The following is a 25330-nucleotide window of genomic DNA, read 5'->3' as shown; positions in this document are numbered from 1 at the left end:
GCCCCGCCCCTACCGGCCCTGCACCCAGCCGCCCCGGTCGCCGGTCTCCGTTCCCGGCGCGGTGAGCACCAGGACCGTGCGGCCCGGCAGCGGCACGGCGCCCCCGGCCGCGATCGCCGGCGCGCCGGGGGCGCGGGCGCCCGCGGGCTCGCCCGTGTCGAAGACCGGCGTCCACGGGCCGCCGATCACCGGGGCGAGGCGGAAGCCGACGGCCTCCGCCCCGGCATTGAACAGCATCAGCAGGCGGTCGCCCGGATCGCCGTCGTTGCCGATCTGCATGCCGAACACCTGGAGCCCGTCGTCGGACCAGTGCCGGACCTCCATCTCGATGCCCTCGGGGGAGAGCCAGTGCACGTCGCGCAGCGGCTCGTCGGGGTCGATCAGCGCGCCCGTGAAGAAGCGTCGCCGCCGCAGGGCCGGTTGAGCCCGGCGCAGGGCCAGCAGGTTGGCGACGAAGTCCGTGAGGGCGGGATCCGGATCGACGCTCCAGTCCATCCAGCTCGTCGGGTTGTCCTGGGCGTAGGCGTTGTTGTTGCCGCCCTGGCTGCGGGAGCGCTCGTCGCCCATGAGCAGCATCGGGACGCCCTGGGCCAGCATCACGGTCGCCAGCATGTTGCGCTTCTGCCGGGCGCGCAGGGCGAGGATCGCCGCGTCGTCGGTGTCGCCCTCGACGCCGTAGTTGCGGCTGACGTTGTGGTTATGGCCGTCGCGGTTGTCCTCGCCGTTGGCCTCGTTGTGCTTCGCCTCGTACGCCACCGTGTCGGCGAGCGTGTAGCCGTCGTGGCTGGCGATGAAGTTGACGCTGGCCAGCGGCGAGCGCCGGGACGGGGCGAACACCTCGCGCGAGCCGGTCAGCCCCTGCGTGACCTTGGCGAGGGTGGCGGAATCGCCCTTCCAGAAGCCCCGTGTGGCGTCGCGGAACTTGTCGTTCCACTCGCTCCAGCCGCGCGGGTAGCCGCCGAGCTGGTAGCCGCCCTCCCCGATGTCCCAGGGCTCGGCCACCATCTTGACCCGGGCCAGGACCGGATCCTGCGCCACCGCCTGGAAGAAGGCCGCCTGCGGGGTGAAGGCGAACGGGGCGCGCCCGAGGCTCGAGGCGAGGTCGAAGCGGAAGCCCGCGATGCCGTAGGCGGTGACCCAGTGGCGCAGGGAATCAAGCACGAGCTGCATCACCCGCGGGTGGCTCGCGTCGAAGGTGTTGCCGCAGCCGGTGCAATCGAGATTGCGGCGCGGATCGGCGGGGTCCAGCTTGTAGTAGCTGGCATTGTCGATGCCGCGGAACGACAGGGTCGGGCCGGTGTGGTCGCCCTCGGCGGTGTGGTTGTAGACCACGTCGAGCCAGGTCTCGATCCCGGCGGCGTTCAGCTCCCGGATCGCCGCCTTCAGGCCGCCGAGGCCGCCCTCCCCCAGGTAGCGCGGGTCCGGGGCGAAGTAGCCCAGGGGCTGATACCCCCAGAAATTGACCAGCCCCTTCTCGACCAGGAAGCGGTCATCCGCGAAGGCCTGGATCGGCAGCAGTTCCAGGGCGGTGACGCCGAGCTTCACGAGATGCGCGATGATCGCCGGGTGGGCGAGCGCCGCGTAGGTGCCGCGCTCCGCCTCGGGGATGTCGGGATGGGTGCGGGTCAGCGCCTTGACGTGCGCCTCGTACACCACCGTCTCGGCGAGCGGCCGGCGCACCGGATTGAGCGCGAGGTCGGGCACCTCCGGGGCGGTGACCACGCATTTCGGCATGTAGACCGCGCTGTCGCGCCGGTCGATCCGGTCCTCGCGCCCGCCCCGGCGATGGCCGTAGAGCGCGTCGTGCCAGCGGATCCGGCCGCGGATCTCCCGCGCGTAGGGGTCGAGGACGAGCTTCGAGGCGTTGAACCGGTGGCCCGCCGCCGGGTCCCAGGGGCCGTGCACCCGGTAGCCGTAGAGCTGGCCCGGCAGCACGCCGCGCAGGTAGCCGTGCCAGACGTCGTCGGTCCGGCAGGGCAGCCGCACCGTGCGGGTCTCGTGCCGCTCCCCCGGCTCGAACAGGCAGATGTCGACCGCGGTGGCGTGCTCGGAGAACAGGGCGAAGTTGACGCCGCGCCCGTCGAAATGGGCGCCGAGCGGCGCCGGCACCCCGTCGTCGACGGCGATCATGCGGGGCGTCCGGTCACACGGAGGGCGGCGGGCGGAAGCAGCGGGCGGCGCCGGCTATTCGGCGGCCGCCGCGGCGGTGGGCGGCTCGCGCTCGATCGTGCGGAAATTCTCGAGCTCCGCCAGGAAGTTGCGCGCCCACCAGTCGACGTCCTCGCGGGTCATGCGCTCGACCATCGGCTTCCAGCGCGCCAGCCGCTCGGCCTTGGGCATGTAGAGCGCGGCCCGGATCGCCTCGGCGACCTCGAACCGGTCGTAGGGGTTGATCAGCAGCGCCTCCGGCAGCTGCCGGGCCGCCCCGGCGAATTTCGACAGGACCAGCACGCCCGGATCGTCCTCGGACTGGGCGACGACGTACTCCTTGGCGACGAGGTTCATGCCGTCGCGCATCGGCGTGACGAGGCCGACCCGCGCGGCCCGGTAGAGGCCGGCCAGCACCGGGCGGGGATAGGCCTTGGTGATGTACTGGATCGGTGTCCAGGCCGGGTCGCCCAGCGAGCCGTTGATCTCGCCGACCTTCTCGTTCACCTCGCGGGCGAGCTGCTCGTATTCCGGCACCTCGCTGCGGGATTTCGGCGTGATCTGGATGTAGGTGACGTTGCCGCGCTGGTCGGGGTTCGAGGCGAAGAAGCTCTCCACCGCCTCCATCCGCTCGGGCACGCCCTTGGAATAGTCGAGCCGGTCGACGCCGATCAGCAGCTTGCGGGTCCGCAGGCCCGCGATGGTCTCGCGCACGACCTTGTTGGCGTTGGCCTTCTCGGCGGCCTCCTTGAAGCCCGCCACGTCGATGCCGATCGGGAAGGCGCGGATCCGGGTCCGGCGGCCGTCGACCATCAGCGAGCCGCCGCCGAGCGGGATCGCCCGCTGGGTGTCGACGAGGTTGCGCTGCAGGTTCTGGACGTCCGCCTCGGTCTGCAGGCCGATCAGGTCATAGTCGACGATGGCGCGCAGGAGCTCGCCGCTCGCCGGCAGCGAGTTGAACACGTCGGCGGCGGGCCAGGGGATGTGGTGGAAGTAGCCGATCGGGTTGTCGAGCCCGAGGCCGCGCAGCTCGGCGGCGAGCGGCAGCAGGTGGTAGTCGTGGACCCAGATGATGTCGTCGGGCTCGACCAGCTTGGCCAGCGCCCGGGCGAAGGTCCGGTTCACGCGGCTGTAGCCGGCGTAGTCCGAGCGCGAGAAGGCGCCGAGCCCGAGCCGGTAGTGCATGATCGGCCACAGGGCCCGATTCGCGAAGCCGGCGTAGTATTCCAGGTGGTCCTGCGGCGAGAGGTCGACGACGGCGTACTGGACCCGGCCCCGGTCGATCAGCGTCGGCTCCTCGGACGGCTCGTCCGTGATGGTGCCGCTCCAGCCGAACCACAGACCCTCGTAGGCCGTGAAGGCCTCCTTGACCGCGACGGCGAGGCCGCCCGCCGCCACCGCCTTGCCGCCCTCTTCCGGGACGGCGACGCGGTTCGATACGATCACAAGGCGTGCCACGCGGGTCGACTCCGGATCAGGGGCGCGGGTCGGGTCGAGGATCTCGCCGCGCCTGCATCGGGACATCACTACTATGTCAGAACGCGCGGAGTCCCTGCGCGATCCTTTGTTGGTCGTCCGGCAACCCAAGCGTGAAGCCGGGCGCGGGTCAAGTCGAGGCCCTGCCGTTCCGGGACAGGGCGACCGCTCCGTCCCGACCGGGCGCCCCGGGCGAGCGTCGTGCAAGCGTTGTGCGAGCGTTGTGCGAGCGTGGCGGTTCTGGCAGACCTTGCCTGAACGGGGACTGAGCGGTGCCGCGCGCCGCCCCGGACCCGGCGCGCGCACCGGAAGGACGCACGGAGGCCGGAACCCGCGACAGCCGAGTCGGTTACTCAGCCATCGCGGGGCCCGCGGTCGCCGCGAGCGGCCCCGTCCCCGCGCCGCGAGGAGTGTTTTCGAGATGGCCGGCAACGAGTTACCGCAAGGCACCCCCGTGGACCCGATCGCGGATCCGCACCGCGAGGGGCCGCACGACGCGCCGCACCACGCGCCGCACACCGCCGCGGAGGAGCGCGCGCAGTGGCGGGCCCTGCAGGGCGACGTCGAGGGGCTCGCCGACGTGGCGGCCGAGCGCGGGCGCGGCCTGCTCGACGCGGCCCGGCTGCAGGCGCAGAGCTACGTCGAGCAGCGCAAGAGCGATGCCGCGCAGTCGGTCCACGACCTCGCCCAGACGATCCGCAATTCCGGCCGCGACCTCGGCGACAAGCCGAACGTCCGCGCCTTCTTCGACAGCGCCGCCGACGGGCTGGAGCAGCTCGGCTCCTCGATCGAGCGCCGCAGCCTCGGCGAGTTCTACAGCGAGGCCGAGTCCTTCGCCCGGCGCGCGCCGGTCGCCGTGGCGGTGGGGACCTTCGTGGCCGGGCTGATCGCCGCCCGCTTCATCAAGTCGTCCAGCCTGCCGCCGGAGGCGCCGGACGGCGACGCCCGCGACAGCTTCCGGGCCTGACGCCATGACCCACGGCTCCGACCCGCGCCAGGCGGGCCCGTCCACGGGCCCCTCCGCCGGCCCCTCCAGCATCCAGAGCCTGATCGGCGACGCCCTGCGCGAGACCAACGAGCTCGCCCGCAAGGAGATCGCGCTGTTCCGGGCCGAGATGGCCGGCAACGTCCGCCAGCTCATCGTCGGCCTCGCCTGCATGGTCGGCTCGGCGGTGTTCGCCGTGGTCGCCCTGCTGGTCCTGATCGGCGCCTTCGTGAAGTGGCTCGCCACCATCGTGGGCTCCGAGTGGCTCTCGGCCCTGATCGTCGGCGGCGTGCTGCTGCTCCTCGCCCTCGGGATGGCCCTGTGGGCGCGCAGCGTCCTCTCCCTCTCGACCCTGGCCCCGACGCGCACGACGCGCCAGGTCCGCCAGGATGCCCAGGCCCTGTCGGAGCGCGTGTCCGGATGAGTACGATGAACGACCTCGAGAAGGAGATCGAGGAGAGCCGTGCCCGGCTCGACGACACGATCGACCGCATCCAGGGCCGGCTCTCGGTGCCGAATCTGGTGGACGAGATGCTGGGCAATGCCCGGCGGGTGCCGGCCCTGAACACCACCTACGATTCGGCCCTGGAGGCGGTGCGCCGCAACCCGGTGCCGGTGCTGCTGATCGCGGCGGGCGTCGGCCTGCTGTTCAACCGGATGGCCCGCGACGCCCAGCGCCGCCGCACCGAGGTCTCGGCCGAGCGCGTGCCCACCCTGAACACCGGCGCGGCCCGCGGCTACGACCCCGACCTCCCGACGGTCCGCCCGGCCCGCGATCCGCTGGACACGACCGAGATCTGAGGACCGACCCGTCCGGATCCGGGACGAGACACCTCGCGCGCCCGGGCGAACGACCGGGCGGACCGGCGCCGAAGGCGGGCCGCCGAGACCGACATTTGAGGACAGCGCCATGACCGACAAGCCGGGTACCCCTTCCAGCACCCCCGAGCAGCTCGCCGCCGAGGCGGGCATGCCGCACGGCGGCGGCGACAAGAGCCTGCGGCCGGACCCGGCCGGCCTCGGCGACCCGGGCGCGCCCGGCACGGCCGCGGGCGACTTCACCCTCCGGCCGGACCCGCGCGGCCTGCACGACCCGCTCCAGTCCGGCGCGGCGACGGGCTCGCACGACGCGGCCGGGCACGACGCCGCCGCGGCCGCGAAAGACGGCATCCGGGCGGCGGGCGACCGGGCCACCGAGTTCGCCGGACAGGCGCGCCGCACCGTGTCGGGCCTCGCCGACGACATCAACGACCGCCTCGGCGGGGCGGCCGACCAGGCCCGCGACCGCGCCTCCGCGGCCTACGACGATGCCCGGGAGCGGGCCGGCGCCCTCCATCGCCGCAACATGCGGGCGCTGGACGACCTGACCAACCAGGGGATCGCGGGGATCAACCGCGGGCGCACCGCCGTCGAGCGCTTCGTGGACGACAACCCGCTCCTCGTCGGCGTGGTCGGCGTGGCCGCCGGCCTGCTCCTCGGCGCGCTGCTGCCGCGCACCCGCCAGGAGGACCGGAGCATCGGCCCCTGGGCCGACGAGGTCCGCGACCAGGGCCTGCGCTACGCCCGTGAGGTGACCAATATCGGCCGGGAGTTCGTCCAGACCGCCCTCGATCCGGACAACCTCAACGCCGCCGCGCGCAAGGTGGCCGATCCGGAGGGGCACAAGCCGCCGGAGGGCGAGCGGACGCAGCACAATCTCTGATCCGGGTCCCGGGCCAGGCGCCGGCGGGTCGCTCCCGCACCGTCCGCACGGGCGGAGCGGGAGCGACCCGGGGCGCCGCGCGCCGGGAATCGCGGCGGCCGGCTTCCCGCCCCGGCGCGCGGGGACGGCGGGCCCAGGGACCGAGCTTCGTCGGCCCTGGCGCCGACGGCCGGATCGTCAGGCCCGGTACAGACCCGCGTGCGCCTCGCGGAGCAGGTTCTTCTGGACCTTGCCCATGGTGTTGCGCGGCAGCTCGTCCACGAACAGGACGCGCTTGGGGCACTTGAACCGGGCGAGGCGGCCCTCCAGGGCGGCCTGCACGCCGGCCTCGTCGGGGCAGCCGGCGCCGCCCACCACCACGGCGGTGACGGCCTCGCCGAAATCCGGGTGCGCCAGGCCGATCACGGCGGACTCGACCACGCCCGGCAGCGCGTCGATCTCGGTCTCGACCTCCTTCGGGTAGACGTTGAAGCCCCCCGAGATGATCAGGTCCTTGCCGCGCCCGACGATGTGGACGTAGCCCCGGCCGTCGACCTTGCCGAGGTCGCCGGTGATGAAGAACCCGTCGGCCCGGAACTCGGCCGCGGTCTTCTCGGGCATGCGCCAGTAGCCCTGGAACACGTTCGGGCCCTTCACCTCGATCATGCCGACCGCGTCGGTCCCGAGGGCCGCGCCGGTCTCGGGATCGACCACCCGCAGGGACACGCCCGGCAGGGGGAAGCCGACCGTGCCGGCGACCCGGTCCCCCGCGTAGGGGTTCGAGGTGCTCATGTTGGTCTCGGTCATGCCGTAGCGCTCGAGGATGGCGTGGCCGGTGCGGGCCTGCCATTCGCGATGGGTCTCGGCGAGCAGCGGCGCCGAGCCCGACACGAACAGGCGCATGCCCCTGGCCGCCTCCGGCGTCAGGCCCGGCTCCTTGAGGAGCCGGGTGTAGAAGGTCGGCACGCCCATGAGCACGCTGGCCCGCGGCATCAGGCTCAGGATCAGCTTCGGGTCGAGCCGGGGCAGGAACAGCATGGATCCGCCGCTCGCCAGCACCGTGTTGGTCGCCACGAACAGGCCGTGGGTGTGGAACACCGGCAGGGCGTGGATCAGCACGTCGTCGGCGGTGAAGCGCCAGGAGTCGACCAGCGTCCGGGCGTTCGACGCGAGGTTGTCGTGGGTCAGCATGGCGCCCTTCGAGCGCCCGGTCGTGCCCGAGGTGTAGAGGATCGCCGCGAGGTCCTCCGGGCCCCGGGGCACGTCCGCGAAGGCGGCGCCCGCATCGGCGGCCCGGTTGGCGGCCCGGTTGGCGGCCTCGGCGGCGCTGCCGCCGCCCGCCCCGTCGAGGGTCCAGATCTGCCGGACGCCGGCGGCGGCCTCGGTCAGGGCGTCGCGCCGGCCCGGGTCGCAGACGAACACGGTGGGCTCGGCGTCGCCCAGGAAGTAGCCGATCTCCGCCGGGGTGTAGGCGGTGTTGAGCGGCAGGAACACGGCGCCGGCCCGGACCGCGCCGAGATACAGGAAGATCACCTCGGGGCTCTTCTCGACCTGCACGGCCACCCGGTCGCCGGGCGCGACGCCCGCGGCCCGCAGGGCCGCTGCGTAGGCGCCGGAGCGGGCGATCAGGTCCGCGTAAGCGTAGCGGCGCCCGTCCGGCGTCTCGAGCGCGGTCTTGGCGGGATCGGAGGCGCCGTCCCGCACCAGGGAGAAGAGGTGGTTCGTCATCGTGAGGCTGGGCTATCACGGGCTGTGGGTCGCGCGCACCCATAGCCGCCCGGAGGCCCACTCGGCGAGCCCTTTCCGCGGCGGCCCGCCGTCCGTGCGGCCCGGAGAGCCGGGTCCCTACGCCTCGGCGAGCACCACGGCCCGGGGCGGCGGCAGCTTGGCGCGCAGCTCCCGGGTCACCGCCGGGGCCGCCACCACGGTGCCGAGATTGGCGTAGGTCTCGTGGTTCCGCTCGATGGCGGCGAGGTCGTACAGGTAATTGACCATCAGGCCGTGGGACTGGGCCAGCCCCTTCTTGGACGTGTCGCCCAGGAAGTTGATCCGGTCGAGGCGCGCGCCGTTGCCGAGATGGAACCGGGCCACCGGGTCGAGGGGGCGCCCGCGCTCGTTCTTGGCGCGCAGGAAATAGGCGGCCGCCGCCGGGATCAGCGCCCGGCGCACCGTCTCGGCCCGGGCCTTGTCGGCCGGCCAGGCCGGGTCGTCCAGCGCCCGCAGGGTCTCGACATCCTCGGGCAGCAGGCCCTGCGGGCTGTCGGCCCGGCGCTCCCGCGCCAGCCACGCGGCGAAGCCCGGCACCGGCGAGAGCGTCACGAAGGTCTTGAGCGTCGGGACCTCGCGGGTCAGGTCCTCGACCACCTGCTTGATCAGGAAGTTGCCGAAGGTGACGCCGGCGAGGCCCTTCTGGCAGTTCGAGATCGAGTAGAACACCGCCGTCGTGGCGGCGTGCGGCTGCAGCGGCTTGCGCTCCTGCGACAGGATCGGGGCGATCGCCGGGGCGATCTGGTCGGTGAGCGCCACCTCCACGAAGATCAGCGGCTCGTCGGCGAGCGCCGGGTGGAAGAACGCGAAGCAGCGCCGGTCCGGCGGCTCGATGCGGGCGCGCAGGTCGTCCCAGCCGGAGATGGCGTGCACCGCCTCGTAGCGGATGATCTTCTCCAGGATGTGCGCCGGCGTCGTCCAGTCGATGTGGCGCAGCACCAGGAAGCCGCGGTTGAACCACGAGGCGAACAGGTGCTCGAAGTCGCAGTCGAGGCTGTCGACGGCGTCCATCAGGGCCGGGTCGGCCTCGTCGCCGGCGCGCAGCGCCCGGCGCAGGTCGAACAGGTCCTCGCGCATCCGCACGAGGCTGAGCGTGCCGCCGCGGGCGAGGTTGAGGCGGCGGATCAGCTCCTGGCTGCGCGGCTCAGCGGCCTCGTGCAGGCTGCCGAGGCGGGCGCGGGAGGGGGCGGCGCGGTAGGCGGCGATCGCCTCGTCGACGGCGGCGTGGTCCGCGTCGAAGTCGAGGGCGATGGCCCGCAGGAAGGCGTGGCGCTCGGCCTGGCCGAAGCTCGCGTAGCGGTCGAGGATCAGGCGGGCCAGCGCCACCCCGGAGGCCTCGCCGCGCCGGGAGATCAGGTCCTCGCACAGCTTCACGAGGTCGCCGGCGCTGGCCCGGGATCCCATGTCGCCGCGGCCGATCCCGATCAGGTCGCGGCCGCGCTCGCTGATGGTCTGAAGCAGGTCGCCGAAGAAGGAGATCGCCGCCATGACCTTCGCACTGACCCCTGTCGACCCGGATTCGAGACGTGGCCGGCCCCGCGACGCCGGCTCGTCGATCGGGCGCGGGCGGAAGCGGATCCGGACGCCGCCGGGCGTCCCGATCCGCCCGCCATTCTACGGCGCCGCGGCCGCCGCGACCAGAGCTTGACCGGTCGCCGACGCGGGGCTCCCAGGGTGCGGGAGCGGCACGAAGATCGTGTGACGGGGGGGCGCACGACGGAGCCGGGCGGTCGGTCGTCAGGTCGCGCCGTCAGGGCCGCGCCGTCAGAGCCGCTCGGCCACCGTGGCGAGGTCCGCCCGCTCGCGCCAGTCGCCGACGCCGTGCTGGCGGGCGAATCGCAGCTCCGCGGCGCGGCGGGCGCGCTCGGGATCGCGGGCCCGCGCGATCGCGACCGAGCCGATCGTGAACGGCACCCCGAGGATCTCCTTGGCGAAGTCGACGCGGTAGTTCGGCATCCCGTACTCCCTGCTGCGGCGGCCCCGGCGCCGTTCTCGCGGAACGAAACCGCCCTCTCGTTCGTAGTCCGGTCCGTAAACCTCGCGAGGCTCGTCGCCCGGCGCACCGGTCCGCGGCGCCCGCCGGCATGGGGGCAGCGCCGGCTGCGTCTGATGCATATGGTGCGCCGTCGGCCCCGGTGAAGGGCCCCGGGGTGTGCCGGCAGGGATGCATCGCCGCAGCTTGCCCGGCGGCGCGCTCCGCCCGTATCGCTCGCGGCTCCGATCACCCTCCCCACACGGACCCGACCATGGCCCTTCCGCGGCGGCGTGCCTGCCTGCCCCCGACCCAGCCGTGACCACGCCCCTCGACGCGAAGGCCCGGCTCGGCCTGACGCTGATCGCCGGCGGGGCCGTGGCCAACATCTACTACAACCAGCCGCTGCTCGGCCTGATCGTGGCCGAGTTCGGCGACCGCGCCGCCCTGTGGGTGCCGACCACGGCCCTGGTCGGCTACGGGCTCGGCATCGTCGGGCTCGTGCCGCTCGGCGACGCCCTGCCGCGCCGCGCCCTGATCGTGGGACAGTGCCTCGGCCTCGCCCTGGCGCTGCTCGCCGTGGGCCTCGCCCCGAACCTCGCCTGCCTCGCGCTCGCCCATCTGGTGGTCGGGGTCCTGTCCTGCGCGGCCCAGCAGGCGGTCCCGTTCGCGGCCGAACTCGCCCCGGACGCGAGCCGCGGGCGGATCGTCGGCCAGGTCATGACCGGGCTCCTCACCGGCATCCTGCTCGCCCGCACGGCGAGCGGCTTCCTGGGGGCGCATCTCGGCTGGCGGCCGGTCTTCCTGGTCGCGTCCGTGCTGGCGCTCGCCATGGCGGGCATCGCGCGGGCCACCCTGCCCCACACGGTGCAGACGCACCCGCTGCGCTACCGCGCCCTGATGCTGTCGATCCTCCACCTCGCCCGCAGCCAGCCGGTCCTGCGCACGGCGAGCCTGTCGCAGGCGCTGCTGTTCGCGGGCTTCAACGCCTTCTGGGCGACCCTGGCCCTGCTGGTCGAGGGGCCGCCCTTCGGCCTCACCGCCGCCGGGGCCGGGCTGTTCGGGGTGATCGGCGTCTGCGGGGCCTTCGTGGCGCCGATCTCGGGCCGCTTCACCGACCGGCGGGGGGCGAAGCCCGTCGTCCTCGGCGGCAGCCTGCTGGTCGCCCTCTCCTTCGCGGTGCTCTGGGCGGGGGGCACCTGGTCGCTCGCCGCGGTGGCGCTCGGCGTGCTGCTCATCGACATCGGCATGAACGGCGCGCTCATCGCCAACCAGACGCGGGCCTACGCGCTGGTCCCGGGGGCGCGGGGCCGCATCAACACCGTGCTGTTCACGACCCTGTTCGTGTTCGGGGCGCTCGGCGCCTACGCCGGCTCGCAGGCCTTCCTGCTCGTCGGCTGGCCGGGCGTCTGCGCGGTCGGCCTCGCCTTCTCGGCGCTGGCCGTGATCGTGGCGGCCCGCGACCCGCACCCGCCGGGGGCGCGGCCTACCTGAGCACCCGCGACAGCCGGCACCAGCCCGCCCTGTCGGGCGGCAGGCCGAAGCGCAGGCGCTCCGGGCGCCCGGCGAAGCGCCGTACCGCGATCCCGGACGCCGCCAGCCGCCGGTAGAGGTCCGGCCCGTCGGGGAAATCGGCGGTCCGGAACAGGCACGTGCCGCCGACGACGCGGCCGCCGGCCCGGGCGATCATCCGGTCGAGGCGGCCCGCGTCCGCGGCCCGGGCCCGGGCGGCCTCGGCGCGCCAGCCCGCGTCCGACAGGGCCGCGCGCCCGATCGCCAGGGCGGGGCCCGACACCGCCCAGGGTCCGAGGGCCTCGGCGATCCGGGCCGCCGTGCCGGGCTCGGCGACCGCGAAGCCGAGGCGCAGGCCGGCGAGCCCGTAGGTCTTGCCGAAGGAGCGCAGCACCACGAGGCCCGGCGCCGAGTCCGGTGCGGCGACGTGAGGGCACAGGCTCTCCACCGGCTCCAGGTCGGCGAAGGCCTCGTCGGCGACGAGCAGGCCGCCGCGCCGGTTGAGCGCCGCGGCGAGCGCCCGGCGCTCGGCCAGCGGGTGGGTCCGCCCGTCCGGGTTGTTGGGATCGACGAGCACCGCCGCCCGGGCCTCGCCGAGGGCGTCGACGCCCGCGACCTCCGCCACCGCGTGCCCGGCCCGCGCCCAGGCGGCGGCGTGCTCGGCGTAGGTCGGCCCGACCACCGCGACCTCGGTCGGGGCCAGGAGCCGGGGCAGGGTCTCGATCAGGATCTGGGTGCCGGGCGCGGGCACGACGTGGTCGGCATCCGGCGCGCCGTAGGCCGCGGCGGCGGCCTCCCGGAGGGCGCGGACCTCGGCGGCCTCGGGCAGGCGCGTCCAGGCGCTGGCCTCCAGTGCGGGCACGCGATAGGGGACCGGGTTGATCCCCGTCGAGAGGTCGAGCCAGGGCTCCGGCGCGTCGGGAAAGGCTTGTCGGAGTCCGCCGAGATCGCCGCCATGCGCGATCGGGGCGACCTCACGCGCGGGAACGCTCCACACCGAATGGTCCATCTGCCCGGTACGTTTGCCGACACGCTCGCCGTCCTCGCCGTCGCCCTCGGGATCGAGGCGGCGGCCGGCTATCCCGACGCGCTCTACAGGGCGGCCGGTCACCCTGTCACCTGGATCGGCCGGCTGATCGCCGCCCTGGAGCGCGGTCTCAACCGCGGCTCGGCGCGCCGGCGGCGGGCCGCCGGCTGCCTCGCGCTGGCGCTGCTCCTCGCCGCGGTCGGCTCGGCCGCCCTCGCCGTCGCGGCGCTGGCGGGGCTCGCCGGCCCCCTCCCCGCCCTGCTCCTCCTCGGCCTGATCTGCGCCAGCCTGCCGGCGCAGCGCAGCCTGCACCAGCACGTCGCCGCCGTGGAGACGGCCCTGCGCGCGGGCGGCCTGGAGGCGGGGCGCCGGGCTGTGGCGATGATCGTCGGGCGCGACCCGGACCGCCTCGACGAGGCGGCGGTCTGCCGGGCCGCGATCGAGAGCCTGGCGGAGAACTTCTCCGACGGGATCGTGGCGCCGGCCTTCTGGATCGGCTGCCTCGGCCTGCCGGGCGGCGCCCTCTACAAGGCGATCAACACCGCCGACAGCATGATCGGCCACCGCAGCCCGCGCTACGAGGCCTTCGGCTGGGCGGCCGCGCGGCTCGACGACGGCGTGAACCTGCCGGCCTCCCGGCTCGCGGGCCTGCTGATCGCCGGGGCGGCGGCCCTGCGGGGCGCCGACGCCCGCGGGGCGCTCCGGGCGATGGCCCGGGACGCGCGCCGGCACCGCTCGCCGAATGCCGGCTGGCCCGAATCCGCCATGGCCGGCGCGCTGGGCCTGCGGCTCGCGGGGCCGCGGGTCTACGACGGCACCCTCGTCCCGGACGCCCATATGGGCGACGGCCGGGACGCGGCCGCGGCCGACGACATCGCCCGGGCCCTGACCCTCTACCGGACGGCCTGCTGGCTCCAGGGCGGGCTCGTGCTGGCGCTCCTCGGGCTCTGCCTGACCCTGGCGGGCTGAGCCGTCTTCGCTCCGCGCGCCGGGACGGCGGCATGCCCCGATCGGGCCTTGGCACGGCCCGCGCACCGGACGCATCGTGGCCGGACGGGGCCGGACGGGGCCGGATGAGGGAGACGCCGATGCGCGCTGTGTTCGTGGACGCCAGCGAGACCCTGGCGGCGGTGGCCCGGCGGCTGCTGCGCCCCGACGACCCGCCCTTCGCGATCCACGCGGATCCCGGCATCGCGCCGCAGGATCTGCCCGCGATCCTCGACGGCGCCGAGACCGCGGTGATCGACCACACCGCCCTCCCCCTCGACGTGGCCCGGGCCTGCGCGGGCCTGAAGCACGTCGTGTTCCTCGGCACCGGCGCCCGCAGCTACATGGACCCGGAGGCGCTCCGGGACGCGCTCGGCGTCACCGTCCACACCATCAAGGGCTACGGCGACACGGCGGTCGCCGAGTGCGCCTTCGCGCTGATGTGGGCCGCCGCCCGCGGCCTGCCCGAGATGGACCGGGCGATGCGCGCCGGATCCTGGCTGCGCACGGAGGGGATCCAGCTCACCGGCAAGACCGTCGGCCTCGTCGGGTTCGGCGGGATCGCCGCCGAGATGGCGCGCCTCTGCCGGGGCGTGGGCATGCGGGTGCTCGCCTGGAACCGGACACCGAAGGCCCATCCCGGCGTCGACTTCGTCCCCCTCGACCGCCTGCTCGCCGAGAGCGACGTGGTCTCGCTCCACCTGCTCCTCACCGACGCGACGCGCGGCTTCCTGTCGGCCGCGCGGATCGCCGCGATGAAGCCCGGCGCGATGCTGATCAACACCGCCCGCGGGGCGGTGCTCGACGAGGCCGCCCTGGTCGAGGCCCTGCGCACCGGCCAGGTGGCGCGGGCCGGGCTCGACGTGTTCACGGTCGAGCCCCTGCCGGCGGATCACCCGCTGGCGAGCCTGCCGAACGTCACCCTGTCGGCGCACTCGGCGTTCCGCACGCCCGAGGCCAGCGACAACCTGATCGGCGCCGCCCTCGCGCATTGCCGGCGGATCGCCGCCGGCTGAGGGATCGGCCGCGCGATCCTCAGTGCTCGGTGCCCGGCATGTTCGGCCGCGGCGCGCCGCCGTGGTGGTGGATCAGGTTCGAGCGCTCCGGGCTGCCCTTGGCGTCGGCGACCTGCTTCCGGGCCGCGGCGGCCAGGAACCAGATGCCGCCGAGCGTGCCGAAGGCGAGGATCAGTAGCGGGAATCCCTGGCTCATCGCGGTGCCCTCCTCGACGATGGCCCGCGGACGCGCGGGTCGGCATCATCCTGCCGGACAATCCGGCCTGAGGAAGGATAACGCACGAACCCGGCCCGTGTTCAGGCCGGTCGCGCGCCGGCCGGGACCGACCGCCGCGCCGCGTCCCGCCGCAGGGCCGAGAGGACCACGAACATGAGGCCGGCGCCCAGGGCCAGGCAGGCGGCCAGGAACAGCATCGGCACGAGGTCGCTCTTGGTCTGGTCGCGGATGAAGGGCACGGCGTTCTGGGCCACGAAGCCGCCGAGATTGCCCACCGAGTTGATCGCCGCGATCCCGGCGGCCGCCGAGGCGCCGCGCAGGAACGTCCCGGGCATCGACCAGAAGACCGGCTGGGCCGCGAAGGTCCCGGCCGCGGCCACGCACAGGCAGGCGAACTTCACGGCGTTGCCCGGCAGGACGACGCTGAGCGCGAGGCCCGCCGCCCCGACCAGGGCCGGTCCGACCACGTGCCAGGTCAGCGCGTTGCCCTGCGCGCCCGTGCGGGCGGCGTGGCGCGGCACCCACCACAGGGCGAAGGCCGTCGCCATCCACGGGATGATGTTGAGGAAGCCGTTGGTCAGGTTCGAGACGCCGAAGCCCTTGACCACGGTCGGCAGCCAGTAGCCCAGGCCGTAGGCGGCGAGCGGCAGCGAGACGTAGACCCCGGCGAGCATCAGCACCCGCCGGTCGAGGAGCGCCGCGAACGGGTTGCCGTGGTCGACGTGGCCGCCGTCCTCGCGCTCGGCCCGGAGCGTGCGGGCGAGCCAGTCGCGCTGGGCCTGCGACAGCCAGGGCGCGGTCTCGGGGCCGTCCGGCAGGACGAACAGCACCACCGCGGCCATGAGGATCGCCGGCGCGCCGGTGGCCAGGAACACCCATTGCCAGCCCTGGAGGCCGAGCAGCCCGTCGAGGCCGAGCAGCGCCCCGCCGACCGCCGCGCCGACCGCGTTGGCGACGGCGCTCGCGATCATGAACCAGCCGATCATCCGCGCCCGGTGGGTCTGGGGGAACCAGAGCGTGAGGGCGAAAAGCACGCCGGGGAAGAAGCCGGCCTCCGCGGCGCCGAGCAGGAAGCGCAGCACGTAGAACATCGCTGTGCCCTGGGTGAAGCCCAGCAGGACGGTGACGATCCCCCAGGTGATCATGATCCGGGCGAACCAGATCCGCGCGCCGACCCGCTCCAGGAAGACGTTGGCCGGCACCTCGAACAGGAAGTAGCCGAGGAAGAACAGCGAGGCCCCGAGGCCGTAGGCGGTCTCGGAGAGGCCGAGGCTGCCGACCATCTCCAGCTTGGCGTAGGAGACGTTCTGCCGGTCGATATAGGCGATCAGGTAGAGCAGGCCGAGGAGCGGCATCAGCCGCAGGGTCACGGTCCGGACGGTGCTCGCGGCGAGATCCTCCCCGGCGGGGGACGGCGTGGGCGGCATGGGGCGTTCCTCCGAGCGCGTGCGGCCCTTCGTGGCGGGGCCGGCATGACACGGAGTAATCCCTGGCTCAGGCCCCGGCTACCGGGCAAGCGCCAGGAGGCGGTCGCAGTCGACATGGGCCGCGATGTGTCGCGCGAGGCCGTCGAGGGCCGCCTCGACCCCGGCCTCGTAGCCGGCGCCCTCCGAGAGGGTGCCGAGGCGCGCGAGCCAGGCCGCCCGCTGGGCGTCGTCGGCGAACAGGCCGTGGACGTAGGTCCCGGCCACGCGCCCGTCCGCCGAGACCGCCCCGTCCCGGCGGCCGTCGGCGAGGCGCAGCAGCGGCCGGGCCGTGTCGGGGCCCGCGGTCGCGCCGATATGCATCTCGTAGCCGGAGAACGGCACGCCGTCGGGCAGGCTCGCGCCGGTGACGGCGGCGAGGCGCTTCTCCGGCGTCATCACGGTGTCGACGTCGAGGAGCCCGAGGCCCGGCACCGTGCGCGGCGCCCCCTCGATCCCGTGCGGGTCGGCGAGGCTCTTGCCCAGCATCTGGTAGCCGCCGCACAGGCCGAGCACCCGGCCGCCCCGGCGGACATGGGCGCGCAGGTCGACGTCCCAGCCCTCCTGGCGGAAGGCCTCCAGGTCGTCGATCGTGGTCTTCGAGCCCGGCAGCAGCACGAGGGCGGCCTCGGCGGGGATCGGCGTGCCGGGCCGGACCAGGACCACGGACACGCCCGGCTCCGCCCGCAGCGGGTCGAGATCGTCGAAATTGGCGATGCGCGGCAGCACCGGCACCGCCACCGTGACGGAGCCCGGTCCGCGCGCTTCCGAGCCGGCGAGGCCCAGCACGTCCTCGGCCGGCAGGCGCGCGGCGCCGGGGAAGTGCGGCACGAGGCCGAGCGCCGCCCAGCCGGTGCGCTCGGCGATCAGCCGCATGCCGTCGGCGAACAGGCTCGGATCGCCCCGGAACCGGTTGACGAGGAAGCCGGCGATCAGCGCGGCGTCCTCGGGGTCGATCACCGCCTTCGTGCCGACGAGGCTCGCGATGACTCCGCCCCGGTCGATGTCGCCGACCAGCACCACCGGCGTGTCGGTGGCCCGGGCGAAGCCCATATTGGCGATGTCGCCCGCGCGCAGGTTGACCTCGGAGGCGGAGCCCGCGCCCTCGACGAGGACGAGGTCGGCGTCTTCCGCGAGGCGCGAGAAGCTGTCCAGGACGGCGGACATCAGCCGGGGCTTCCAGGCCTGGTAGTCGCGCGCCTTCACGGTGGCGACCATCCGGCCCTGCACCACCACCTGGGAGCCGACCTCGCTCTGCGGCTTCAGCAGGACCGGGTTCATGTGCACGGAGGGCGCCACCCGGGCGGCGCGGGCCTGGAGCGCCTGCGCCCGGCCGATCTCGCCGCCGTCGGCGGTGACGGCGGCGTTGTTCGACATGTTCTGCGGCTTGAACGGCCGGACCCTCAGGCCCCGCTCCGTGAAGGCGCGCGCCAGCCCCGCCACGATCAGCGACTTGCCGACATCGGAGCCGGTGCCCTGGATCATCAGGGCCTTCGCGCGCGGCGGGCTCAGAACTCGATCCCTTCCTGCGCCTTCACGCCGGCGGCGAAGTGGTGCTTGACGCTGCCCATCTCGGTGACGAGGTCGGCGGCCTCAATCAGGGCCGGCTTGGCGTTGCGGCCGGTGACCACGACGTGCAGGTCCGGCCGGCGCGCGCGCAGGGCGGCCAGCACCGCGTCGAGGTCGAGATAGTCGTAGCGCAGCGCGATGTTCAGCTCGTCGAGGACGAGCAGGCGGATCGTGGGATCGGCCATCAGCCCCGCGGCGACGTCCCAGGCGTGGCGGCAGGCGGCGATGTCCCGGGCCTTGTCCTGGGTCTCCCAGGTGAACCCCTCCCCGAGGGTGTGCCACGCGACCCGGTCGCCGAAGGCCGCCACGGCGTGGCGCTCGCCCGTGTCCCAGCCGCCCTTGATGAACTGCACCATGCCGACCCGCCAGCCGCGGCCGAGCGCCCGCAGCATCAGCCCCAGAGCCGCCGTGCTCTTGCCCTTGCCGGGGCCGGTATGGACCAGGAGGAGGCCCTTCTCGAGGGTCTTGGCGGCCACCTCGGCGTCCTGGACGGCCTTGCGCTTCTCCATCTTCTCCCGGTGGCGCGCGGCGTCGTCGCTCATGCGGAGGCTCCTGTCGGGTGGACTTGTGTCTGAGGGGGCTGCGGCTTCACGAGCAGCGGCAGGCCGGCCACGGTGAGCACGACCCGGTCGGCCCGCGCGGCGAGTTGCTGGTGGAGGCGGCCGGCGGCGTCGCGGAAGCGCCGGGCGAGGGCGTTGTCGGGGACGATCCCGAGCCCGACCTCGTTGCCGACCAGCACGAGCGGGCCTGGGGCGTCGGCGCAGGCGGCGAGGAGCCGCGCCGTCGCCTGCGCCACGTCGGCCTCCGCCAGGATCAGGTTGGTGAGCCAGAGCGTGAGGCAGTCCACCAGGACCGGTCCCTCGGCCTCGGCGACCGCCTCCGGCAGGGCGAGCGGCACGTCGCGGGTGCGCCAGGCGCCGCCGCGCCGCGCGCGGTGCTGGGCGATGCGGTCGACCATCTCGTCGTCGAAGGCCTGGGCGGTGGCGAGGTAGAGCCACGGGCCGGGACAGGCTTCGATCAGCCCTTCCGCGTAGGCGCTCTTGCCGGACCGCGCCCCGCCGAGGACGAGGGTCATGCGAGGGGTGGGCTGGGGCATGGCTCTCCATCGCCCCAACCCGGCGCGCGGTCAAACTCGGGACCTGTGGCACCTGTGCCGCGCCTGGACGGTTGCCGGGCGTCTCCGGTCCGACTATAGAACCCCGGCCCAGCCAGAGCGCCCTTCGTCTAGCGGTCCAGGACGTCGCCCTTTCACGGCGAAAACACGGGTTCGATTCCCGTAGGGCGCGCCAGCAAAATCAAGCACTTAGCTGAAATTGCTGACGCGGCTCACACTGGCGTCTCACACAGCCGATCTCAACAGCGTGTGTGGGTGCTGCCTGAGCGCGTCTACGTGTGAGACGCTGCTAGCGTGGCCGCCTATGCAGTGGCGCGACCTTGCGGTTTCACACGACCACGATGCCGTTGTCGTTTGCGGTTCGTCCCGGAGCCGCGGCGGAATCAATTGGCCGGGAGATCGCATCCACGAAGCGTGGCGGCATGCCGTGCGACGTTGAGAAACTTCGGGCAGGCGTCACGTTCAGCATCGCGAGAACCAGGGGCGCGCAATGATACGGTTTGCAACCGCGCCTCTGATCCCGAGCGCCAAGAAGGAAGAAGTCGAGTCACCGATGGCAAATGACGACACGCTCGCGAAGGCCTTGGCCAACGTGAGGCACCAGCGCGAGAGCCTTGAGGCTGAGTACGAGCGCTTGAGCGGCGAGCTGACGAAGCTCCGCCTGGCTGAGCGGTCACTTGCATCTATCGTGGAAGGCGCACCGCTGGACGAGCCTGCCGACGATCTGTCAACTCGCCGTCGCGCGCCGGCGAGTGAGGACCGGCCTCGTGGTAGCCGTGGTCCCCGGGGACCGCGCGCCAACTCTGCCAAGGGGCGGTTGAAAGCGCTTCTTGAGGAAGCTGGCTCTGAGGGTCTGACGCACGCCGAGATCAGCGAGCGCCTGACAGATGTGGCGGCCAACACCTTGAACACGTACCTCAGCGTGATGGCTAACAGCGGCGAATTGGAGCGGCAGGGCGATAAGTACCGGACCGGCGCTCCGGCGGCGAACGCAGCGGACGAAGGCGCCGTTGAGGACGATCGGACTGAGGACGATCAGGAAGACAGCGAGAGGGCTGAGGCCGCGGAATAGGCCCGACAGTCCTACGCGGCCCTGTCGACAGGTTGAATTTGCAGGGCCGCGAGGGCTATGCGGACGCGGGGCCTGTAGCTCAACGGTTAGAGCCGACCGCTCATAACGGTCTGGTTGCAGGTTCAAGTCCTGCCGGGCCCACCAATCTTCTTTGCGTCGTTGAAGAAACGCTGAAGGCGGGGCGTCAGGTAGGCTGCCGCCCAGCTGCCGCGGCCTCGACGATCATTTGATGCATGGCAGTGTCTTGCTTCGCCCTCATCAGGATGATGCGAGCCGCGGTTCGTGCCCTTTCGGCGCGGATCCGCCCCCTAGGCTTCCCGTCCCGCAACGCCCGGGTCGCCATGTTGCGGAACCAGTGTGCGTCGGCGATCGCGATCGCACACCGCTCGGCGAGCGTGCTGTACTCGGCCGGATCTTGGCTCCTGGTCGGCATGACAAAGCCTTCCTGTGGGGTGGGGGCGGTCGGACAGGACGTGCAACGGCTATACCAGCAACCGCCAGCGTCATATTCATCGACGAGAACGGTGAGGGGCCTGGGGTGCGGCTGAGGGAGGTAGCATCTGATGCGAGCTGATGAAGCGAGTGGACAACAGTTCTATCTTACAGGAAGTGTCCTGGGCTCATCTAAGTCGATTGCCATAAGTAGAGAAACTTTTACCGAAGTGGCAGAAGCGCATGCTTTCTATGTGAATGTGATTTTAATTGAAGAGAAATATGACACCGTTGTAGAAAACTATTACGAGTTCGAGCGTGAGTTAATCGAAATCGCCGCTCGGCATATGCTTTTCGAAATCACGGATGAGGTTTTTTTCGGGCAGACAAGTTTAATTAATAGGCGACTCCTGAACCTCCTGTCTGCAGCAAAGATGTATATTGATCATACTCGCAAGCAATTGATTGCTATGTTCGGAAGAAAATCGAACCTTGTAGCTTCAATTTCCGAAAAAAGCGAGACCGTTAAGGCGACAAATACAGGCTATTTTTTGCTTGAGCAAATTCGAAACTACTCACAGCATGCAGGCTACGCTGTCGAAGATTTCAGCGTTGGCGCGTCATCAACGAGAACAAACGACAAAGTGTTGAGTTATTACGATCTTCGAGCAAGGATTAATATCGATAGTATAATTGGCGATCCAAAAATCGATCGATCATTGCGCGACAAAACATCGGAAATTCAAGGAAGAGACGCTAAGGATTTAATCAGGGATGGGATCGACGGTGTAAGTGAGGTTCATCAACATCTCAGGGATGGCATTGACTTGCACCTGACAGCAAGGCGCGATGTTCTGCATGCAGCTCTTGCACTATACCAAAATCAAGAGCCAAGGTACGCAAATGAGTCGCCAATTCTTGTTAGAAAAGAAAATAGTACAACCACATTCCATCGATATATATCGAAGGATATTATACATAGACTTGAAAATTACAGAAGGAAGAACAAGCAGCTGAGAGGACTTACTAATCGCAGGGTTATAAGTTGACCTATCAGACGAGCCGTGCGCCTGATCTGACCTGTGTTCCATTCGCACCCGTAGCCGGGATGCCGAGCGCGGCCACTCCATAAGCTCATACTTCTGCACACAGCCCGCGCCGCGCCAGGCTTATACGTCTGCGCGTCGCCGAGCGAGGCCACGAACAGGGCGTTGCACTGCCGCACTTGCGGAAGGCTCGTGACTGCTACAGGTTGTAGCCCTGCAACACGCGGGACGACCATGTCCTACCAAGAGCCGGTCCAGTTCCAGAGCTACGAGCGTCCTCGGCGATTCGATATCGATGACCTTGATGTCGTCGCCCTCATCGATGATCGCGTGCTAGAAGGTCGCAAGTTCAAGGCCGGAACACGGGGCACGGTGGTGGCAGTGTACGCTGACGGCTATGCCTACGATGTCGAGTTTAACGACTACGACGGCATAGTCACGGTCAGGCATCAAGATATCGGACTGGTGCGGCGAGCGGACTGAAGTGACCTATGTTCCGTGGCCACTCGGATTCTACATCAATCCGAGAAAAATCACTGGATTTCTGCTCAATAAGGCCGGACAGAAACCAGATCGCGCGAAATTCTTTCTAGATCTTGGTTTTGATCCGCAGCACCCAGGCGTCTTGGAGCACGCTCTGTTTATGCACACCAGCCTCGGCAACTATCAAGGGTACATCGAGGTGGTTGACAGCAGTAGAATATATTTCCGCGGCTCGCTTTTGACACCGAAGGGGCCGGCGCAGAACGTGCAATCTATCTGGCAGCTTCAATACACAGACCCAACCCGCGTAGCGACCTTCATCACGGCCATTTGAAGCTTCGTATGCGCACAGCCTTCGCCGCCCTCGCTCTCGTCGTCGCGGCTGGCGAGGCTCAGGCGGTAGGCAAGGTCACTCTGACCGTCAGCCAGATGCTCGCTGAGCCAAAAGGGCACCGCGGCGAAACGGTCATCGTCCGTGGGATCCGGTGCGTCGACCCCGGACCGGGCGGGTTCATCTGCGAGGCCACGGTGGGCGGCCAGCAGCTGCGGCTGGATGCCTCCGGTCTCGGCGGCGGGACGACGGAAGCGATTGCCGAGAGACTGATCGGCCCGTGCAACGGGCTCGCGGCGCTCGCCAAGGCGAGCTGCACCTTCGACGTGACGTTCGTTCCGACCGGCGCCGGCTTCGAGGACGGCGTGACGATCGTCCACACGCCCGAGATCGATATGAGCTCACCTCGGCATCGGTGAAGCCTTTGGTTGCCGGCGCCAGCAGCGCCTCTATCCTGGCGGGATGCGCACAGCCCTCGTCGCCCTCCTGCTGCTCACCGGTCCGTCCCTGGCTGCAGAACCGATCGTCGGCCGCGCCTCGGTCACGGACGGCGACACGGTGGTGATCCGCGGGACCCGCATCCGCCTGCACGGCATCGACGCGCCGGAGAGCGCGCAGCTCTGCCAGGACGCAGCCGGCAAGTCCTATCGCTGCGGGCAGGTGGCGGCGCTCGCGCTGGCGGACCGGATCGGCGAGGCGAACATCTCGTGCGAGCCCCGCGACACCGACCGATACGGCCGCACCGTTGCCGTGTGCCGGAAGGGCGAGGAGGACCTGAACGCCTGGATGGTGAGTCACGGCTACGCCACGGCTTACCAGCGCTACTCCCGCGACTACGTCGGGGCCGAGACCACCGCGAGGGCGCTGAAGCGCGGGCTCTGGGCCGGCACCTTCGACCCTCCGTCGGACTGGAGGCGCGCCAAGCGCGCGAGTGGGATCGAGACCCGGCCGGAGATGGAGAAGCCCCCGGCGGCCGCTCCGGCGCCCACGCAGGCCGTGTGCGCGATCAAGGGCAACATCTCGCGCAATGGCGACAAGATCTACCACCTGCCCGGGACGCGGGACTACGACCGAACCGTCATCACCACCAAGTCCGGTGAGCGCATGTTCTGCAGCGAGGACGAGGCGAAGGCGGCGGGCTGGCGAGCGGCGCGAGGCTGATCCGTTCTGCTCCGCTCGGCTCTGCCCCGATCTGCTCACGGGGCGGGGGGCGCCGAGTTGACCTCAGCCTCGCTCAGCCATCTTCTGCACAAGCTCCAAGAGCCTGCGCCGATCCTCAGGATCGCTAACGAGAATGAAGGCGGCCAGCAACTCCGCGCATTCAGCCTCGCTCGCGATTGCAGCGGTGGAGCCAGTAGAGGTCGGCGTTCCCGCATCGACGGCGTTCGATGGCTTGTAGAACGCAGACGTGGGCACCTGCATCGCCTCGGCGATCCGCTTCAGCAGCCGCTCTGTCCTCTCCTGCCGAAGCGCTGCGGCTCCGCGAGCTCCATCCCGATGGGACGCGTCCGAAGACGGATCGCTGAGCGGGCGTGCCTTAGATCCCATAGTTCTCCGAGCGGGCGCAAAAGGCGCCTCTTGTCTAGGTTCCGGTCAGTTGTATCCTATTTGATTGCGCGCAATGCGCAACGGGTGCGCTAGCGCAAAGCTTGCTCATAGAAGTTGTGGCGTGCGACACGGCACACCCTACCCAGCGCAGATTGCCAGCGTGTTGCTCGTGCCGAAACTCAACTCCTTGGATGGTAGGTCCCCCTACCAAGCGCTTCAATCCGCGCTCGATGAGCAGGACTTAATCGGCCGGTGGCAGTGCGACGTCATAGGTGGCCGCGTAGTTGTCGACGGCTTCATCGCGCAGCTGTTCAATGTTGATCCCGGTGACACGGAGAGCGGCGTTTCTGCCGAGGCCTATGTCGCAGCCATCCATCCCGACGATTGCGAGAGGGTCCGCTCTGTGGCTCGGCGCAGCGCCTCGGAGGGCGCTCCGTTCCTCACGGAATACCGCGTGATTTCGGGCGATGGCGCAGTCCGGTGGGTGTTGGCGCGTGGCCGGTTCTTCAACGATGACGCCGGCCGGCTCATGCGCGGAAGCGGCATCCTTGTGGACATCACTCGTGTGCGAAAGGACGAGGACGCGCTCGACGAGACGGAGGCTTTCCCAGACGAAGCGCCGCTGGACAGGGCAGCGGAGCACGCCATCAACGCACAGGAGGCGATCGTTGAGTTGCAGGATCCTGAGCTGAAGGCCTGCGCGGATGCATTGCTTATGGCGCTCGGTCGCAAGCTCGCTCAACGACAAGTGCAGGACCGGCGCCGGCGCATGAACTGACGAGGGAGTGTCTGGTTAGTTCACTGAGCACTGGGGAAGCGCCTGATCTCACCAGCGAGTGAGCCGAGCCGATATGCAACTTGGCTCGCGGGTAGGATGGCGGGTGGCGGTTACCGGACCATGCTCGCATTGGCCCCAGAATTGTCTGAGGTGGAGACGCACGCGCCTGGGTGCGCGTCGGACGAGATCCGAGGCGGGAATGGACGATGAGGACCGGGAGTTCGAGCACTCGCCCTTGTCCGGCACATTCCGCTTCGATGGCGGAGCCGTCGACGTCGAGATCTACCGCTATGCCGGCATGCAGGATCCCTGGCAGCTGGTCGTGATTGACCTGTCGTCAGGCGGCTGCATCGCTTGGGCTAATACCTTCGCCACGGATCAGGAGGCTTATGAGGCCTTCACCGCGATGGTCGAGACGGACGGCATGGCAGCCTTCGCTGGCAATCGGCCCCAAGCACGGCATTGACCACCGCGGTATCGCCCAGGAAAAAGCCCGCGCCGGCGAACCAGGCGGGCCTTCCCAGATCCGAGGCAAGTGGGGGCAAGCGCCTGGATCCGGTGCAACCATAAGGCGACATAGGTAAAGAAAAGCCCCGCGCGGCGGTGCCGGCGGGGCTGAAGTCGGGAGGAAACGTCGGGTCATCGCAAGCGGCAGGCCACCGGCACAAAAAAACCGCCGCGGCCGGAGCCGGGCGGTTTGGAGGGG

27 protein-coding genes and 2 tRNA genes are annotated in these 25330 nt (G+C 71.0%); 17 read left to right on the top strand and 12 right to left on the bottom strand.

The window, feature by feature from the left end:
• Positions 1–9: 9 nt before the first annotated feature.
• On the bottom strand, positions 10–2130 hold the full coding sequence (gene glgX, locus J3A75_RS12000; RefSeq protein ID WP_070999164.1) for a glycogen debranching protein GlgX: 2121 nt from the start codon (positions 2128–2130) through the stop codon (positions 10–12).
• A 54-nt stretch (positions 2131–2184) separates the two neighbouring features.
• Positions 2185–3606 (bottom strand): trehalose-6-phosphate synthase, encoded by a 1422-nt coding sequence (locus tag J3A75_RS11995; protein WP_024830509.1) that lies wholly within the window; start codon positions 3604–3606, stop codon positions 2185–2187.
• A gap of 439 nt (positions 3607–4045) precedes the next feature.
• On the opposite strand from J3A75_RS11995, the gene J3A75_RS11990 reads away from it, so the two are divergent.
• The 4 genes from J3A75_RS11990 (at position 4046) to J3A75_RS11975 (ending at position 6311) form a co-directional block, all read left to right on the top strand.
• Complete coding sequence (locus J3A75_RS11990; RefSeq protein WP_012318468.1) at positions 4046–4591, top strand: hypothetical protein; 546 nt, start codon at positions 4046–4048, stop codon at positions 4589–4591.
• A gap of 4 nt (positions 4592–4595) precedes the next feature.
• The gene (locus J3A75_RS11985; protein ID WP_012318467.1) at positions 4596–5033 is read left to right on the top strand and encodes a phage holin family protein; all 438 of its coding nucleotides are present in this window, start codon (positions 4596–4598) and stop codon (positions 5031–5033) included.
• 5 nt (positions 5034–5038) lie between these two features.
• The gene (locus J3A75_RS11980) at positions 5039–5410 is read left to right on the top strand and encodes a DUF3618 domain-containing protein (RefSeq protein WP_106427818.1); all 372 of its coding nucleotides are present in this window, start codon (positions 5039–5041) and stop codon (positions 5408–5410) included.
• Between the two features lie 109 nt (positions 5411–5519).
• Positions 5520–6311: a hypothetical protein gene (locus J3A75_RS11975; protein ID WP_070999160.1), complete on the top strand. Its 792-nt coding sequence runs from the start codon at positions 5520–5522 to the stop codon at positions 6309–6311.
• A 177-nt stretch (positions 6312–6488) separates the two neighbouring features.
• Here the strand turns inward: J3A75_RS11975 and J3A75_RS11970 are convergent, their stop codons facing one another.
• The 3 genes from J3A75_RS11970 to J3A75_RS11960 form a co-directional block, all read right to left on the bottom strand.
• Entirely contained in the window at positions 6489–8018 is a 1530-nt protein-coding gene (locus J3A75_RS11970; protein WP_029361210.1) for a malonate--CoA ligase, read from the bottom strand.
• Between the two features lie 117 nt (positions 8019–8135).
• Positions 8136–9545 (bottom strand): malonyl-CoA decarboxylase, encoded by a 1410-nt coding sequence (locus J3A75_RS11965; RefSeq protein WP_012318463.1) that lies wholly within the window; start codon positions 9543–9545, stop codon positions 8136–8138.
• A gap of 276 nt (positions 9546–9821) precedes the next feature.
• Positions 9822–10013, bottom strand: a complete 192-nt coding sequence (locus J3A75_RS11960; protein WP_012318462.1) for a hypothetical protein — start codon at positions 10011–10013, stop codon at positions 9822–9824.
• A 334-nt stretch (positions 10014–10347) separates the two neighbouring features.
• On the opposite strand from J3A75_RS11960, the gene J3A75_RS11955 reads away from it, so the two are divergent.
• Positions 10348–11523 (top strand): MFS transporter, encoded by a 1176-nt coding sequence (locus tag J3A75_RS11955; RefSeq protein WP_012318461.1) that lies wholly within the window; start codon positions 10348–10350, stop codon positions 11521–11523.
• Here the strand turns inward: J3A75_RS11955 and cobD are convergent.
• Entirely contained in the window at positions 11516–12550 is a 1035-nt protein-coding gene (gene cobD, locus J3A75_RS11950; RefSeq protein WP_029361211.1) for a threonine-phosphate decarboxylase CobD, read from the bottom strand. The two genes, J3A75_RS11955 and cobD, sit on opposite strands and share 8 nt — an antisense overlap.
• On the opposite strand from cobD, the gene cbiB reads away from it, so the two are divergent.
• The gene (gene cbiB / locus J3A75_RS11945) at positions 12542–13537 is read left to right on the top strand and encodes an adenosylcobinamide-phosphate synthase CbiB (protein WP_012318459.1); all 996 of its coding nucleotides are present in this window, start codon (positions 12542–12544) and stop codon (positions 13535–13537) included. The two genes, cobD and cbiB, sit on opposite strands and share 9 nt — an antisense overlap.
• 119 nt (positions 13538–13656) lie before the next feature.
• Positions 13657–14571 carry an NAD(P)-dependent oxidoreductase gene (locus J3A75_RS11940; protein WP_012318458.1) on the top strand — a complete coding sequence of 305 codons (915 nt, stop codon included), beginning with the start codon at positions 13657–13659 and terminating at the stop codon, positions 14569–14571.
• 19 nt (positions 14572–14590) lie between these two features.
• Here the strand turns inward: J3A75_RS11940 and J3A75_RS11935 are convergent, their stop codons facing one another.
• From J3A75_RS11935 to cobU, 5 genes are all read right to left on the bottom strand, one after another.
• On the bottom strand, positions 14591–14767 hold the full coding sequence (locus J3A75_RS11935; protein ID WP_012318457.1) for a hypothetical protein: 177 nt from the start codon (positions 14765–14767) through the stop codon (positions 14591–14593).
• Positions 14768–14868: 101 nt separating this feature from the next.
• Positions 14869–16215, bottom strand: a complete 1347-nt coding sequence (locus tag J3A75_RS11930; protein ID WP_012318456.1) for an MFS transporter — start codon at positions 16213–16215, stop codon at positions 14869–14871.
• A 78-nt stretch (positions 16216–16293) separates the two neighbouring features.
• Positions 16294–17736 carry a cobyric acid synthase gene (locus J3A75_RS11925; protein ID WP_076730191.1) on the bottom strand — a complete coding sequence of 481 codons (1443 nt, stop codon included), beginning with the start codon at positions 17734–17736 and terminating at the stop codon, positions 16294–16296.
• Between the two features lie 23 nt (positions 17737–17759).
• Positions 17760–18362, bottom strand: coding sequence for a cob(I)yrinic acid a,c-diamide adenosyltransferase (cobO, locus tag J3A75_RS11920; RefSeq protein WP_029359427.1), 603 nt, complete (start codon positions 18360–18362; stop codon positions 17760–17762).
• Positions 18359–18916: a bifunctional adenosylcobinamide kinase/adenosylcobinamide-phosphate guanylyltransferase gene (gene cobU, locus J3A75_RS11915; RefSeq protein ID WP_029359428.1), complete on the bottom strand. Its 558-nt coding sequence runs from the start codon at positions 18914–18916 to the stop codon at positions 18359–18361. Before cobU ends, cobO begins: the two co-directional genes overlap by 4 nt.
• 117 nt (positions 18917–19033) lie before the next feature.
• On the opposite strand from cobU, the gene J3A75_RS11910 reads away from it, so the two are divergent.
• The 8 genes from J3A75_RS11910 to J3A75_RS11875 all read left to right on the top strand — a co-directional run bounded on the left by J3A75_RS11910 (position 19034) and on the right by J3A75_RS11875 (position 23459).
• Positions 19034–19109 (top strand) — tRNA-Glu (locus J3A75_RS11910).
• Between the two features lie 378 nt (positions 19110–19487).
• Positions 19488–20006 carry a hypothetical protein gene (locus J3A75_RS11905; protein ID WP_127991222.1) on the top strand — a complete coding sequence of 173 codons (519 nt, stop codon included), beginning with the start codon at positions 19488–19490 and terminating at the stop codon, positions 20004–20006.
• A gap of 68 nt (positions 20007–20074) precedes the next feature.
• Positions 20075–20150, top strand: a tRNA-Ile gene (locus J3A75_RS11900).
• Positions 20151–20569: 419 nt separating this feature from the next.
• Positions 20570–21487, top strand: coding sequence for a hypothetical protein (locus tag J3A75_RS11895; protein ID WP_209650243.1), 918 nt, complete (start codon positions 20570–20572; stop codon positions 21485–21487).
• A gap of 231 nt (positions 21488–21718) precedes the next feature.
• Complete coding sequence (locus J3A75_RS11890; protein ID WP_070999147.1) at positions 21719–21967, top strand: DUF4926 domain-containing protein; 249 nt, start codon at positions 21719–21721, stop codon at positions 21965–21967.
• A gap of 1 nt (position 21968) precedes the next feature.
• A complete protein-coding gene (locus J3A75_RS11885; RefSeq protein ID WP_127991225.1) occupies positions 21969–22301 on the top strand; it encodes a DUF6883 domain-containing protein in 333 nt (110 codons plus the stop codon).
• An 8-nt stretch (positions 22302–22309) separates the two neighbouring features.
• Entirely contained in the window at positions 22310–22717 is a 408-nt protein-coding gene (locus tag J3A75_RS11880; RefSeq protein WP_070999145.1) for a hypothetical protein, read from the top strand.
• Between the two features lie 43 nt (positions 22718–22760).
• Entirely contained in the window at positions 22761–23459 is a 699-nt protein-coding gene (locus J3A75_RS11875; protein WP_070999144.1) for a thermonuclease family protein, read from the top strand.
• 63 nt (positions 23460–23522) lie between these two features.
• On the opposite strand, the gene J3A75_RS11870 is transcribed toward J3A75_RS11875, so the two are convergent.
• Positions 23523–23720: a hypothetical protein gene (locus J3A75_RS11870; protein ID WP_070999142.1), complete on the bottom strand. Its 198-nt coding sequence runs from the start codon at positions 23718–23720 to the stop codon at positions 23523–23525.
• Between the two features lie 286 nt (positions 23721–24006).
• On the opposite strand from J3A75_RS11870, the gene J3A75_RS11865 reads away from it, so the two are divergent.
• Together J3A75_RS11865 and J3A75_RS11860 are read left to right on the top strand one after the other, a co-directional pair.
• Positions 24007–24624, top strand: coding sequence for a PAS domain-containing protein (locus tag J3A75_RS11865; protein WP_312892390.1), 618 nt, complete (start codon positions 24007–24009; stop codon positions 24622–24624).
• Between the two features lie 199 nt (positions 24625–24823).
• On the top strand, positions 24824–25090 hold the full coding sequence (locus J3A75_RS11860; RefSeq protein ID WP_209650242.1) for a hypothetical protein: 267 nt from the start codon (positions 24824–24826) through the stop codon (positions 25088–25090).
• Positions 25091–25330: the final 240 nt, after the last annotated feature.

It is taken from the genome of Methylobacterium sp. PvP105 (genome assembly GCF_017876975.1).
GTDB lineage: Bacteria > Pseudomonadota > Alphaproteobacteria > Rhizobiales > Beijerinckiaceae > Methylobacterium > Methylobacterium radiotolerans.
Note: the sequence above shows the minus strand (reverse complement) of the source record. Positions and strands in the feature narration are given on the sequence as shown.

Coding starts and splice junctions, on each gene's coding strand:
- J3A75_RS11965 (WP_012318463.1), bottom strand. CDS start 9,545: ATGGCGGCGATCTCCTTCTTCGGCGACCTGCTTCAGACCATCAGCGAG.
- cobU (WP_029359428.1), bottom strand. CDS start 18,916: ATGCCCCAGCCCACCCCTCGCATGACCCTCGTCCTCGGCGGGGCGCGG.
- J3A75_RS11980 (WP_106427818.1), top strand. CDS start 5,039: ATGAACGACCTCGAGAAGGAGATCGAGGAGAGCCGTGCCCGGCTCGAC.
- J3A75_RS11930 (WP_012318456.1), bottom strand. CDS start 16,215: ATGCCGCCCACGCCGTCCCCCGCCGGGGAGGATCTCGCCGCGAGCACC.
- cobO (WP_029359427.1), bottom strand. CDS start 18,362: ATGAGCGACGACGCCGCGCGCCACCGGGAGAAGATGGAGAAGCGCAAG.
- J3A75_RS11875 (WP_070999144.1), top strand. CDS start 22,761: ATGCGCACAGCCCTCGTCGCCCTCCTGCTGCTCACCGGTCCGTCCCTG.
- J3A75_RS11890 (WP_070999147.1), top strand. CDS start 21,719: ATGTCCTACCAAGAGCCGGTCCAGTTCCAGAGCTACGAGCGTCCTCGG.
- cbiB (WP_012318459.1), top strand. CDS start 12,542: ATGGTCCATCTGCCCGGTACGTTTGCCGACACGCTCGCCGTCCTCGCC.
- J3A75_RS11905 (WP_127991222.1), top strand. CDS start 19,488: ATGGCAAATGACGACACGCTCGCGAAGGCCTTGGCCAACGTGAGGCAC.
- J3A75_RS11860 (WP_209650242.1), top strand. CDS start 24,824: ATGGACGATGAGGACCGGGAGTTCGAGCACTCGCCCTTGTCCGGCACA.
- J3A75_RS11870 (WP_070999142.1), bottom strand. CDS start 23,720: ATGCAGGTGCCCACGTCTGCGTTCTACAAGCCATCGAACGCCGTCGAT.
- glgX (WP_070999164.1), bottom strand. CDS start 2,130: ATGATCGCCGTCGACGACGGGGTGCCGGCGCCGCTCGGCGCCCATTTC.
- J3A75_RS11935 (WP_012318457.1), bottom strand. CDS start 14,767: ATGAGCCAGGGATTCCCGCTACTGATCCTCGCCTTCGGCACGCTCGGC.
- J3A75_RS11925 (WP_076730191.1), bottom strand. CDS start 17,736: ATGATCCAGGGCACCGGCTCCGATGTCGGCAAGTCGCTGATCGTGGCG.
- J3A75_RS11880 (WP_070999145.1), top strand. CDS start 22,310: ATGCGCACAGCCTTCGCCGCCCTCGCTCTCGTCGTCGCGGCTGGCGAG.
- J3A75_RS11940 (WP_012318458.1), top strand. CDS start 13,657: ATGCGCGCTGTGTTCGTGGACGCCAGCGAGACCCTGGCGGCGGTGGCC.
- J3A75_RS11895 (WP_209650243.1), top strand. CDS start 20,570: ATGCGAGCTGATGAAGCGAGTGGACAACAGTTCTATCTTACAGGAAGT.
- cobD (WP_029361211.1), bottom strand. CDS start 12,550: ATGGACCATTCGGTGTGGAGCGTTCCCGCGCGTGAGGTCGCCCCGATC.
- J3A75_RS11960 (WP_012318462.1), bottom strand. CDS start 10,013: ATGCCGAACTACCGCGTCGACTTCGCCAAGGAGATCCTCGGGGTGCCG.
- J3A75_RS11985 (WP_012318467.1), top strand. CDS start 4,596: ATGACCCACGGCTCCGACCCGCGCCAGGCGGGCCCGTCCACGGGCCCC.
- J3A75_RS11970 (WP_029361210.1), bottom strand. CDS start 8,018: ATGACGAACCACCTCTTCTCCCTGGTGCGGGACGGCGCCTCCGATCCC.
- J3A75_RS11975 (WP_070999160.1), top strand. CDS start 5,520: ATGACCGACAAGCCGGGTACCCCTTCCAGCACCCCCGAGCAGCTCGCC.
- J3A75_RS11990 (WP_012318468.1), top strand. CDS start 4,046: ATGGCCGGCAACGAGTTACCGCAAGGCACCCCCGTGGACCCGATCGCG.